The organism is Pseudomonas lurida, from assembly GCF_013522705.1.
In the GTDB taxonomy this organism is placed as follows: Bacteria; Pseudomonadota; Gammaproteobacteria; order Pseudomonadales; family Pseudomonadaceae; genus Aquipseudomonas; species Aquipseudomonas quebecensis.
In genome coordinates this window covers 88274-101090 of the sequence record NZ_JAAMRE010000026.1, presented here as the reverse complement: position 1 = coordinate 101090, position 12817 = coordinate 88274, and the positions used below count along the sequence as shown (strand labels likewise).

The 12817-nt window shown below is 63.2% G+C and carries 10 protein-coding genes; 2 read left to right on the top strand and 8 right to left on the bottom strand.

Features of this window, described 5'->3' with window-relative positions; translation table 11 throughout:
* From G7025_RS20015 to G7025_RS19990, 6 genes are all read right to left on the bottom strand, one after another.
* A partial coding sequence (locus tag G7025_RS20015; RefSeq protein WP_181080828.1) for an ATP-binding cassette domain-containing protein occupies window positions 1-373 on the bottom strand: 373 nt, incomplete at its 3' end.
* A 63-nt stretch (window positions 374-436) separates the two neighbouring features.
* Window positions 437-1441, bottom strand: a complete 1005-nt coding sequence (locus G7025_RS20010) for a substrate-binding domain-containing protein (protein WP_181080827.1) — start codon at window positions 1439-1441, stop codon at window positions 437-439.
* A 36-nt stretch (window positions 1442-1477) separates the two neighbouring features.
* Window positions 1478-2341, bottom strand: coding sequence for an SMP-30/gluconolactonase/LRE family protein (locus tag G7025_RS20005; RefSeq protein WP_181080826.1), 864 nt, complete (start codon window positions 2339-2341; stop codon window positions 1478-1480).
* A gap of 27 nt (window positions 2342-2368) precedes the next feature.
* A complete protein-coding gene (locus G7025_RS20000) occupies window positions 2369-3949 on the bottom strand; it encodes an aldehyde dehydrogenase (NADP(+)) (RefSeq protein WP_181080825.1) in 1581 nt (526 codons plus the stop codon).
* A 10-nt stretch (window positions 3950-3959) separates the two neighbouring features.
* Window positions 3960-4952, bottom strand: coding sequence for an AraD1 family protein (araD1, locus tag G7025_RS19995; RefSeq protein ID WP_181080824.1), 993 nt, complete (start codon window positions 4950-4952; stop codon window positions 3960-3962).
* 16 nt (window positions 4953-4968) lie between these two features.
* The gene (locus G7025_RS19990) at window positions 4969-6291 is read right to left on the bottom strand and encodes an MFS transporter (RefSeq protein WP_181080823.1); all 1323 of its coding nucleotides are present in this window, start codon (window positions 6289-6291) and stop codon (window positions 4969-4971) included.
* A gap of 192 nt (window positions 6292-6483) precedes the next feature.
* Between G7025_RS19990 and G7025_RS19985 the strand changes: the two genes are divergently transcribed.
* Window positions 6484-8220, top strand: coding sequence for an IlvD/Edd family dehydratase (locus G7025_RS19985; RefSeq protein ID WP_181080822.1), 1737 nt, complete (start codon window positions 6484-6486; stop codon window positions 8218-8220).
* 48 nt (window positions 8221-8268) lie between these two features.
* Entirely contained in the window at window positions 8269-8991 is a 723-nt protein-coding gene (locus G7025_RS19980) for a FadR/GntR family transcriptional regulator (RefSeq protein ID WP_181080821.1), read from the top strand.
* A 47-nt stretch (window positions 8992-9038) separates the two neighbouring features.
* Here the strand turns inward: G7025_RS19980 and G7025_RS19975 are convergent, their stop codons facing one another.
* Window positions 9039-10457, bottom strand: coding sequence for a hypothetical protein (locus G7025_RS19975; protein ID WP_181080820.1), 1419 nt, complete (start codon window positions 10455-10457; stop codon window positions 9039-9041).
* Window positions 10458-10604: 147 nt separating this feature from the next.
* Window positions 10605-12740 (bottom strand): TonB-dependent siderophore receptor, encoded by a 2136-nt coding sequence (locus G7025_RS19970; protein ID WP_181080819.1) that lies wholly within the window; start codon window positions 12738-12740, stop codon window positions 10605-10607.
* Window positions 12741-12817: the final 77 nt, after the last annotated feature.

Here is a 12817-nt window from a genome sequence, read left to right as displayed (position 1 = left end):
CACGGTTGACCACGCCCCAGCGCGTGGGCAAATGGCCGAGGAACAGATTCTCGGCCACGCTCATTTCCGGCACCAGATGCAGCTCCTGGTGAATCACCGCCACGCCGCTGGCGATGCTGTCGGCGGCACATTTGAAGGCCATGGTCTGCGCGCCGATCTGCACCGTGCCGCTGCTCGGGATATAGGCTCCGCCGAGGATCTTCAGCAGCGTCGACTTGCCCGCGCCGTTTTCGCCCATCAAGGCGTGTACCTGCCCCGGGTGGGCGGTGAAGCAGATACCGTCCAGCGCCTTGACGCCGGGGAAGGTTTTGCCGATGCCGTCGAAGCGCAGACTGGCCCCGGCCGTATGTTGTTGATTGACTTGCGCGTGCATAACCACCTCATCACACCGATCAGGCGGCACCGTTACCGGCACCGCCGAGGAAAGCGAGCTGCCTTATTTCCACAGGCCGATCTTTTCCAGTTCCTGCTTGAAGTTCTCACGGGTGATCAGCGTCACTTCGTCCATGGCCGTGTATTTAGGCGGTTCGGTGCCTTTGGTTACCCACTCGTACATCATCTCTGCGGTTTTGTAGCCTTCGATATGCGGGCTAGGCAGCATCGAGCCGAAGAAACCGCTGTCGGGTTTTTTCAGCTCGCCGATGGCGTCGGTGCCATTGATGCCGATGCCAATCACATTGGCCGCCTTGAAACCGGCCGCTTCGGTGGCGCGTACGCCGCCGAGCACGGTGTTGTCGTTCATACCGCCGATGATCAGGTTTTTCACGCCGCTTGGGAGTTTGACCAGGGCCGAGTTGGTGGCGTCCATGCTGCCCGGTACATCCAGGGTTTTCAGCGCAGCGGTAAGGATGTGGTCTGCAGGGAAACCGGCTTTTTTCAGCGAATCAATCGAACCGTCGGTGCGTTTTTTACCGGTATCGAGTTCATTGAAGGTGTTGACCACCGCGTAGGTATCCTTCCAGTCCCAACCGCGCTTCTTCGCTTCGGCGGCCGTGGCGGCGCCCTGCTTCTGGCCAACTTCAAAGGCGGCCATACCCAGGTACGGCACGTCTTCCATAAACTTGCCCTTGGCGTCGACGAAACGGTCGTCCACCGCCATGACCTTCATGTCGTTGAGCTTGGCCTTGGCCACAATCGCCGGGCCCAGAGACACATCCGGCGGGCAGATCACAAAACCCTTGGCGCCGTTGGCGGCCAGGCTGTCGATGGCCGACAGGGTTTTCTCGCCGTCGGGCACGGCGATCTTGATCAATTCAAAACCCTTGTCCTTGGCGGCCTTTTCAGCGAAAGCCCACTCGGTCTGGAACCACGGCTCTTCAGCCTGCTTGACCAGAAAGCCGATTTTGACTGCATCAGCGGCCAGCACCAGCCCGCTCAAGCTCATGGCCGATACCGCTACAGCGGCGCAGCACAGGGAACGGATACCACGACGACGATTCATACGGGTGACTCCTTGTTATTGTTTTTAGGGCTTGGGTTAACCGGCGAAGCGATGGCAAGGCTTGCCAGGTACATCGACATCGATAGCCAGCACGGCACCGTCCAAGGGGTGATCCATCGGGCTGGCCGCGCTGGTGATAAACAAGGTGGTGAGCCTGGGCCCGCCGAACACGCAACTGGTGGGGCGGCTGACCGGCAGCTCGATGACTCGATCCACCTCGCCCGTGGGCGTCAGGCGCAGCAGGCAACTGCCGTCCCAACGGGCGTTCCAGATATAGCCATCGGCGTCCATGGCCGAGCCGTCCGGCCCGCCACGCGGATGCGGACCAAACCACACCGTGGGCGATGCCAGACCGCCGTCGGCCTGGATACCGTGCTGATAAAGCGTGCCGTCGAGGCTGTCGCCGAAGTGCACCTGGCTGCCGTCGTCGCTCCACAGCAACGTATTGGGAATCCCCAACCCTTGCAGCAACGGCGTGACCGTGGCGTCGGCGTCCACGCGAAACAGGCCGCCGGAACGCCGCGTGATCGGCAGGTCCTCGCCGTGCTCGCCGATGTTGTTCTGCATGGTGCCCAACCACAGCCGGCCCTGGGCATCGCAACGCGCTTCATTGCCACGGTTGCCAGGGTGCGGATCGGCCTGGCACAGCAGGGTCAGCGCGTCGGTGGCCAGGTCCAGACGGTAGACGCCACTGCTCAACGTCACCAGCGCATCGCCGCGTTCACAGGGGATAAACGCCGAGACATGCTCGGGCATCCGCCATGTACGCAACTCCCCGTCCTTGAGGCGCAGCGCCTGCTTGCCGGCGATATCCACCCAATACAACGCCTGGGTCGGGCCGTCCCAGAACGGGCCCTCCCCCAACTGCGCACGGTGTGCGGTCACTGCGCTCAACGACATGAAACCTCCTGGACGCCGGTTATGTGGTTACAGCGGATCGCGCGACGGCGTGCCATCCACCAGCCGCTGGATACGCAACGGGTTGGCATTTTTCAGCGCGTCGGGCAGCAGGCTGTCCGGGTAGTTCTGGAAGCACACCGGACGCAGGAAGCGGTCGATGGCCAGGGTGCCGACCGAGGTGCCACGGGCATCGGACGTCGCCGGGTACGGACCGCCATGCACCATCGAATCGCAGACTTCCACGCCGGTCGGGTAGCCGTTGAGCAGGATGCGCCCGACCTTCTGCTCCAGCAGCGGCGTGAGTTCGGCGAACTGCTGCAAGTCGCCCGGCTCGCCGATAAGGGTTGCCGTGAGCTGCCCATGCAGGCCGTGCAAGGCCGCGCTGAGCTGGGCCTGGTCGGCCACTTCGACAAATACCGTGGTGGGCCCGAAGACTTCTTCCTGCAGTGCCTCATCGCCATTGATCAGCAAGCTGGCGTCGGCCTTGAACAGCTGGGGTTGCGCCTGATTGCCGGATTGGGCATTGCCCGCCAGGTGCTGGATGCCGGGGTGCGCCAGGAGTTTTTCCAGGCCCTTGCCATAGCTGCTCAAGGTGCCGGCGTTGAGCATGGTTTGCGCCGGTTGCTCGCCGATCAATTGCGCCACTTGCCGGGTGAATGCGCTGAATTCGGGCGAGGCGATACCGATCACCAGGCCCGGATTGGTGCAGAACTGGCCGCAGCCTTGCACCACCGAGGCGGTCAGGTCGCGCGCCACGGTGTCTGCCCGTGCCTGTAGGGCCTGGGGCAGCACGATCACCGGGTTGATGCTCGACATCTCGGCAAACACCGGGATCGGCTGCGGACGCGCCGCCGCCATGTCGCACAGGGCACGGCCGCCTTTGAGCGAGCCGGTAAAGCCCACCGCCTGGATCGCCGGGTGCTTGACCAGCGCCTCACCGACGCCGCCGCCGAAGATCATATTGAACACGCCGGCGGGCATCTCGGTGGCCTCGGCCGCACGGATGATCGCATCGGCCACGCATTCGGCCGTCGCCATGTGCCCGCTGTGGGCCTTGAACACCACCGGGCACCCGGCCGCCAGCGCGGCTGCGGTGTCGCCGCCGGCGGTGGAGAACGCCAGCGGGAAGTTGCTCGCACCGAACACCGCCACCGGGCCGAGGCCGATGCGGTATTGACGCAGGTCCGGACGCGGCAGCGGCTGGCGGTCCGGCAAGGCTTTGTCGATGCGCGCACCGTAGAAATCACCGCGACGCAGCACCGTGGCGAACAGGCGCATCTGGCCGCTGGTGCGGCCGCGTTCGCCTTTGATGCGGACGGCCGGCAGCGCGGTTTCGCGGCACACCAGCTCGACAAAGTTATCACTCAGGGCATCCAGCTCGTCGGCAATCGCGTCGAGGAACTGCGCACGGCGCGCGGCGCTCAGGGCGCGGTACGCCGGGTAGGCAGTGGCGGCGGCCTGGGCGGCGGCGTCGACTTCTTCCGGGGTGGCCTGGAAGAAGTCCTGGGGCAAGGTTTCACCGCTGGCGGCGTCGACGCTGTGCAGCTTGATGCTGCCCTTGGCGCTGCGCTGGCCGCCGATGTAGTTGTGGCCGAGAAACTGACTCATGAGGAGCTCCTTAAAGAGTGATGACGTGACCGGGTTCGAACACTGCATCGGCCTGGCCGACGCTGTTGATCAGCGGCGCGCCGAATTCGGCCTGGCTGATCTCGAACACATCCCCCGGTTGGGTACGTATACCGTCGGCGAATGACAGCGTGGCGGTGCCGAAGAAATGAATGTGCACATCGCCCGGCGTGAGGAACTGACTGTACTTGAAATGGTGATACTCAAGGTTTTCCAGGCTGTGGCACATGTTGGCCTCGCCACTGAGAAATTCGTTTTCCCAGATCACCTGGCCGTCGCGCAGCAGGCGGCTGGTGCCGGCCAGGTGCTGGGGCAACTCACCCACGCGCAGTTCCGGGCCGTAGCTGCAACTGCGCAGTTTGGAGTGGGCCAGGTACAGGTAATTCTTGCGTTCCATGACATGGTCGGAGAACTCATTGCCCACCGCGAAACCCAGGCGATAGGGTTTGCGGTCGTGACCGATGACATACAGGCCGCCGATCTCCGGCTCTTCGCCGGCATCTTCGGCAAACGGTGGCACCGGGAACGCCTGGCCAGGGCGCACCACGATGCTGCCGTCGCCTTTGTAGAACCATTCCGGTTGCACGCCCGCCTGGCCCGCTGCGGGCTTGCCGCCCTCCACGCCCCATTTGAAGATGCGCATGGTGTCGGTCAACGTGGCTTCGTCGCCGGCCTGCTGGTGCATCTTGTCGCGGGCGGCGGCGCTGCCCAGGTGAGTCAGGCCGGTGCCACTGATCAGCATGTGGGCCGGGTCCGGGTGGTCCAGGGGCGGCAGGATCTTCTGTTCAGCAAGCAACGCGGCGTAGTCATGGCTGTCGCCCAGGCCCAGGCTGTCGACCTGCCGCTGCAACGAGGTGCCGGCCTGGATGGCGGCCAGGGCCAGTTCGCGCACGCTATGGGCGCCCTGCACTTCACGCAACCGGGTGCCATCGACAACGCCGACCCGGCGCTCGCCGTTATTGAGTTCGAACTGCACTAGACGCATCAGCTTTCTCCTTGAATTAAGTACGGGTGGCGCCACGGGCGCTGGCGGCGAACTGGTCGGCCGGCAGCACATGTTTGCGCTCCAGCACGCGGTAGACCACGCCGGTCAACACCAGGCCGCACAGCATCACGCCGCACAGGAAGTACAGGCCCGAGGCCAGGTTGCCGGTGTATTCCTTGAGCGCGCCGATCACGAACGGACCGATATAACCGCCCAGGTTGCCCACCGAGTTGATCAATGCAATGCCCGCCGCCGCACTGGCGCCGGCGAAGAAACGCCCCGGCAAGGTCCAGAACACCGCGGTGCAGGAAAACATTGCGAACGCCGCCAGGCACAACGCGGCCATCTGCAGCACCGGCGCGCCGAGCCAGGCGCTGAAGAACAGGCCGGTGGCGCCCAGCACATAGAGCACGGCAAGGTGGCCGTAGCGGTCGTTCAAACGGTCGGAACTGCGCGGAATGATCAGCAGGCCGATGATCCCGAAGATATACGGCACGGCAGAGATAAAGCCGGTGACCAGGTCAGTGCCGCCGAACTGTTTGATCAGGGTCGGCAGCCATAGGCCCAGGCCGTAGATGCTCAGAGTCACCGGCAGGTAGAACAGCGCCAGCAGCAACACACGTTTGTCCTTGAGTGCATGCAACGGGTTGCCGTGACGGGTCTGGCCGTAGGTTTGCAGGTCTTTGGCCAGCTCGCCGGTCAGCCAGGTTTTTTCGTCCTCGCTCATCCAGTTGACCTGTTTGGGGCCGTCCGGCAGGAAGCGCAGCACCGGCCAGGTGAGCAGCAGCGCCGGGGTGCCGATCACGATGAACAGCCACTGCCAACCGTGCAGGCCGAGGATGCCGTCCATGCCCAGCAGGCCGCCGGACACCGGGCCGGTGATCATCATGGCAATGGGTTGGGAAAGGATGAACAGACCGAGGATCTTGCCGCGATGGCGCACCGGGAACCATTGGGTGATGTAGTACAGCACGCCGGGGAAGAACCCGGCTTCCGCCGCGCCGAGCAGGAACCGCATCACATAGAAGCTGTGCGGCCCCTGCACAAAGGCCATGCCGATGGTGATGGTGCCCCAGGTGATCATGATGCGCGCGAACCAGCGCCGCGCGCCGAAGCGGTCGAGCATCAGGTTGCTGGGAATCTCGAACAGGAAGTAGCCGATAAAGAACAGGCCCGCGCCCAGGCCATAGGCGGCGTCACCGATGCCGACGTCGGCGCCCATGTGCAGCTTGGCGAAACCCACGGCGGAACGGTCCACGTAGGCGATCAGGTACAGCAGGATCAGGAAGGGAATCAGTTTCAGCGTGATGCGCCGAACAAGCCGCAGTTCCTGGCTCATGGGGTCGATCTCCGATTGTTGTTTTTATAGAAGCTCGGGGGACGCCTCTCGCGAAAATTCGCCAGGGTCATACCTCAGGTGAGATCGACTATATAGTAGTACTATTTGCGAAACAACACTTCCAAATGGAAGATTTTGCGCTTATGTTTAGCCGCAGAGAGAACATATAGTCATACAATAAGAGAAACCATCATGTCTGATAAAAAGCCCGGCCTACGCTCCGCCCAGTGGTTCGGTACCGCTGACAAGAACGGCTTCATGTACCGCAGCTGGATGAAGAACCAGGGCATTGCCGACCACCAGTTCCATGGCAAGCCGATCATCGGCATCTGCAACACCTGGTCGGAGCTGACCCCGTGCAACGCGCATTTCCGCCAGATCGCCGAGCACGTCAAGCGCGGTGTGATCGAGGCCGGCGGTTTCCCGGTGGAATTCCCGGTGTTCTCCAACGGCGAATCGAACCTGCGTCCTACCGCCATGCTCACCCGTAACCTGGCGAGCATGGATGTGGAGGAAGCCATTCGCGGCAACCCGATCGACGGCGTGGTGCTGCTGACCGGCTGCGACAAAACCACCCCGGCCCTGCTGATGGGCGCCGCCAGTTGCGACGTACCGGCAATCGTGGTCACCGGCGGGCCAATGCTTAACGGTAAGCACAAGGGCCAGGACATCGGTTCGGGCACGGTGGTGTGGCAACTGAGCGAGCAGGTCAAGGCCGGCACCATCACCCTGGACGATTTCCTCGCGGCCGAGGGCGGCATGTCCCGTTCGGCGGGCACCTGCAACACCATGGGCACCGCGTCGACCATGGCCTGCATGGCTGAGGCCCTCGGCACGTCCCTGCCGCACAACGCGGCGATCCCGGCGGTGGACGCGCGTCGTTACGTGCTGGCGCATATGTCGGGCATGCGCGCGGTGGAGATGGTGCGCGAGGACTTGAAGCTGTCGAAGATCCTCACCAAAGAGGCATTTGAAAACGCGATACGCGTCAACGCCGCCATCGGTGGGTCGACCAACGCCGTGATTCACCTTAAAGCCATCGCCGGGCGTATCGGCGTGGAATTGGACCTGGACGACTGGACCCGCATCGGTCGCGGCATGCCGACCATCGTCGACCTGCAACCGTCGGGGCGCTTTCTGATGGAAGAGTTCTACTATGCCGGCGGCCTGCCTGCAGTGCTGCGTCGCCTGGGTGAAGCCAACCTGATCCCGCACCCGAACGCGCTGACCGTCAACGGCAAGACCCTGGGGGAAAACACTCAGGATTCGCCGATCTACGGCCAGGACGAAGTGATCCGCACCCTGGACAACCCGATCCGCGCCGACGGCGGCATCTGCGTGCTGCGCGGCAACCTGGCGCCACTCGGTGCGGTGCTCAAGCCATCGGCGGCCAGCGCCGAACTGATGCAGCATCGCGGCCGTGCGGTGGTGTTCGAGAACTTCGACATGTACAAGGCGCGCATCAATGATCCGGAGCTGGATGTGGACGCCAACTCGATCCTGGTCATGAAAAACTGCGGGCCCAAGGGTTACCCAGGCATGGCCGAAGTCGGCAACATGGGTCTGCCGGCCAAGCTGCTGGCCCAAGGCGTGACCGATATGGTGCGGATTTCCGATGCGCGCATGAGCGGCACGGCCTACGGCACGGTGGTGCTGCATGTGGCACCGGAAGCCGCCGCCGGCGGGCCGCTGGCCACGGTGCAGGAAGGTGACTGGATCGAGCTGGACTGCGCCAACGGCCGCTTGCACCTGGACATTTCCGACGCCGAGCTGGCGGCGCGCATGGCCGACCTCAAGCCACCGCAGAACTTGATCGTCGGCGGTTATCGCCAGCTGTACATCGACCATGTGCTGCAGGCCGACCAGGGCTGTGACTTCGACTTCCTGGTGGGGTGCCGTGGGGCGGAAGTCCCACGGCATTCCCACTAATTGGGATGCTATGATGCCGCGAATTTAAGCCAGAGCATCCCTGTCGTTATGGATCAACAGCCGTCCAAACCGCGCAAGAGCATGCATGCCCAGATCGTCCAGGACTTGGGCATGCACATCGTTTCCGGTCGCTTCAAGCCAGAAGAACGCCTGCCGATGGAGGCCACGCTCTGCGAGGAGTACAAGGTCAGCCGTTCGGTATTGCGCGAGGCGACCCGCGTGCTCAGCGCCAAGGGCCTGGTGTATTCCAAGCCACGGGTGGGTGCGGTGGTGCGGCCACGGCTCAAATGGCACCTGCTCGACCCGGACGTGCTGTCCTGGTTGATGCAGTCCACGCCCCATAGCGAGTTTTTCAACACTCTGGCCGGTGTGCGGCGCATCCTCGAACCGGAAATCGCCGCCATGGCCGCGACCACCGCCACCGATGAAGACATCGCTATCATCGAAAAGGCTTACTGCGGCATGGAAACCGCTAAGACTCACGAACAGCTGCTGCAGGCCGACCTGGACTTCCACCGTGCCATCGCCGACGCCACGCGCAACGACCTGCTGGCGTATATGTGCAACATGCTATCGCTGCCGTTGCGCGAATCGATCAACATCACCAACCGCCGCCCGGACATCCAGGGCCTGAGCCTGCCTCGGCATAAAGCCATCCTCACCGCGATCCAGAACCGCGACGCGCTGGGCGCGCGGCATGCGTCGCTGGTGCAGCTGGATGACACGCGGGTGGCGCTGGATACGGTGATGAACGTGCTCACCCCGCTCTAAAACCGAGTGAAAGAAAAGGTGGAAGGGCGCAAGCCCCTCCTACCTATCTATAAGCCGTAGGCCTGAATACCCACATCGTACAGGTGACTTTCCTTGGCCCAGAACACCCGGTCGCCGGCGCCGTCGAAGCCGATCACGCCTCGGTAGCCGTCCACGGCCAGACGTTTCCAGGACTGGCCCCAGTCCTTGGAATAAAATACCGCTCCCGCCGAGATGTTGGCGTCGCCCCACCAGTACAGCCAGCGCGGTGGGCGGTGTTCGCTGTAGGTGTTGATCATCAAACTGTTACGTCCCACCCATAACTGCTGGGCCTGGGTGCTGGAGGCCAGTGGCGAGAACACGCTGGGCACCTCGCCCAGGGGTTGCCAGGCCAGGGTGGTGGTGTTCATTTCAGCGACGACGGCGTGGCCATGGGGGCCCTGGTCGATCAGGCCCAGTACACGGCCGTCGCCGTTGTTCGCCAGGTCGTTGATATACAGGCCTTCTTCACGCTGCACCGCTCCCACCTGCCACGCTCCGGCCGCGCGCGACAGCTCGACGCGGGTAGTGACGCTGAACGCCAGGTTGTCGCCCTTGCCGTCGGGGTTGCTGGCCCAGAAGCGCTGGGACACCCAGATATAAGCGCGCCTGGCATCCAGTTGCAGCACATGGGTCACCTGATCGTTGGAATCGTGCCACTCCTTGATCTGCGGGTGCTGGCTGCTCACGAATTCGGACCCCACCACCAGAGAGTGTGGTGTGGCGATCGGCGTGCTGTGCTGCCCGCCATCCAGTGAGTACGACACCCCTGTCTGCACGCTACGGCCTTCCTCCTCGATTTCGTCGGGGTTGCGCCAGGCCCAGACCTCGTTCTGGCTGTAAAAGTACGGCGCGAGTTGGGTCAGCACCCCGCCCAGCTCGGGGAAGAATCCTTCGGCCAACCAGGTCCAGGTCTTACCCTGGTCATCGCTGCGAAACACCACCTCCTGGCCCTCGGCTTCCTTGGGTCGCTTGAGGTCGGTGAGCAGGAACACGCGCTCGCCATCGGCGCTGGACACCAGGCATGCGGTGCCACTGACCTGCGCCACGGGCTTGAACGCGCCGTCGGCATCCAGCCGCGACACGAAGGTGGTCTCGGGTTTATCGCGCGGGAAGAAACCGGAATAGCCACCCTCCTCTTCCTGCGCCTTCGGCGTCTTGCCGTAAAGCTGCTCGTTCAGGTTGACCTGCCCGGGGGACGGCGTAAACGTGTGATATTCGTCCTCGACCCGACCCAGCAGCCAGGTACCTTGCCTGGTCACGACAACACCTGTGCAGGACTCGCTGACGTGACGCGGGCTGAGCCCCGGCAGCACGCCTATCTGCTGCTGATCCGGGCTGGCACCGCCGATACCCAGCTTGGCGCTGGTGATGATCCAGATGTACCACAGCGCCGCGCCGATCAGCAGCGCGACGACCAGGCGAGCGATAAGGGTTGAACGAGGCATGGGATGTCCATCTGCGGGGAAATGGGCAAGCTTTTCTCATCTATCGATGGGCGCGTAAACGCTTATTTGCGGGGACGCGCGGTTTTCCGTCGCGGCTGTGACGTGGCTTGCAATCGCAGCGAGGCCATTGCAAGCCGATAAGGCGCGTTACAGGGTGTAGGCGATGCCCACCTGCACCGTACGCGGCGCGCCTGGGTAGGCGTAGATATTGCCGAACGCGCCCTCTTCGTACTCACGGTTGAACAGGTTCTTAACGTCCAGGTTCAGGCGCATTTTGTCGTTGACCTTGTAATAGCCGAGCAGGTCGATGACGGTGTAGGCGCCCATGGAAAACGCGGTGTTGGCGGTCTGGCCGGCGCGTTCATCGACGTATTTGCCGCCGGCGCCGAGGCCCAGGCCCTTGAGTGCGCCGTCCTGGAATTCGTAGACGTTGAGCAGGCTGAAGCTGTTGCGCGGGATGTTCAGCAAGCGCGTGCCACTGCGCAGGGTGTTGTCGCGGGTGACTTCGGCATCCACGTAGGCATAGCCGCCGATCACGCGCCATTCGGGGGTAATGTTGCCGGCAACGTTGAGGTCGAAACCGCGGCTGCGGACCTGGCCGGCGGCGACGCTGAAGGTGGAATCCACCGGGTCGGTGGTCAGCACGTTCTTTTTGTCGATCTGGTAGATCGCCGCGTCGACGCTGAGTTGGCGGTCCAAGGCTTCCCACTTGATGCCCATTTCATAGGATTTGCCCTTCTCCGGCGCAAAACCTCCCCCTTCACGGCTGGCGCCAGTGTTGGGCTTGAACGAACGCGCAGCGTCGGCATAGACGGCGACGGTGTCGGTCAGGTCGTAGATCACGCCCAGCCGTGGAGTCACGGCGTTGTCCGCGGCCTGCCAGGGTTTCACACCCGCCACATAACTTTCGTAGTCATGCTCGAACCGCTCGAAACGCGCACCGGCCAGGACTTTCAAGCGTTCGGTCAGCGCCACCTGGTCCTGCACGAAAGCCGCGTAGGTCTTGAGATTTTCTTTATCGTGGGTCGGCGTGCGTGTCAGCGGTGGACGCGCCTGGCCGTAGACCGGATTGAAGATATCGATGGGGTAGGTGCCGGCGGCGGCGCTGGAGCGCTGGATGATCGACTGATAGTCGTAGTCCTCGTACTCGACGCCGGTCAGCAAGGTGTGATCGAGGCCGCCGGTGGAGAAGTGCCCGGTCAGATTGAGTTGGTAGTCCTTGTCGGTCCATTCCAGCTTGCGGTAGTTGAAGTTGCGTTGCAGCGTGCGGCCGTCGGCCCCCAGGCTGCTTGGGCCGTTGGCCTCGATGCCATTCCCCTGCAACGTCCCATCCAGCCATTGGAACCCGCCGCCCAACGTCCAGCTGTCGTTGAGCATATGCTCGAAACGTAGCTGGGCCATGTTGTTATCGTTGTGCAGCTTGCCTACGTCCTTGTCGCCCCAGAAGGTATCGCGCGACGGCGTGCCGGCCTGGTTGGCGAAACGCGTCAGGCCACGGTCCAGCGGATGGTTATTGCGCATGAAATCGCCTTCGAAGATCACCTTGGTGTCATCGCTGGCCTGCCAGGTGATGACCGGCGTCACGCCGTAGCGCTCGGTCGACACATGGTCGCGGAAGGTGTCGCCGCCCTCACCCACGACGTTCAGGCGATAGGCCAGGCGCCCCTCGTCGTCCAGCGGGCCGGAGGCGTCAAGGGTGCCGCGCTGCATGCCCTGGTCGTTCAACTGGCTGCCGAGGGTCACCGTCGGTTCGGCCAGCGGCTGCTTGGACACCACATTGAAAGTGCCGCCCGGATCGCCACGACCGTAGAGCATGGTGGCCGGGCCGCGCAGCACTTCCAGACGTTCGATGGTGTTGGCGTCCGGCATGTTCGGGTAACCACGGTTGATCGGAAAGCCGTTGCGGTAGAACTCGCCGGTAGTAAAGCCGCGCACGGTAAACGTGGTGAGGCCCTGCCCGCCGAAGTTGTTGGCACGGCCTACGCCGCCAGCGTAGTCAAGGGCATCCTGCAGACGGGTCGCGCCGAGGTCTTCGACCACGTCCTTGGACACCACGCTGATGGATTGCGGGGTTTCGTGGATAGAGGTGTCGGTGCGCGTCGCACTCGCCGAACGCGTGGCATGGTAGCCCTTGACGGGACCTTGCGCCGTCTCGTAATCGCCATCGCCAGTGACAGTGGTCGCTTGCAATTCAAGGCTCGCGGGCGCTGTGGAAACCTCCTCTGCCCAGCCAAGAGGGGAAAACGCCTGAAGGACACACAGGGAAATCAGCGTACGACGCATGGTTGTTGACCTAGTGAATGAGCCAGATGGGACGGCAAACCTGCCAAGAATTCGCCGCGAATGGTATATCAAGTCAT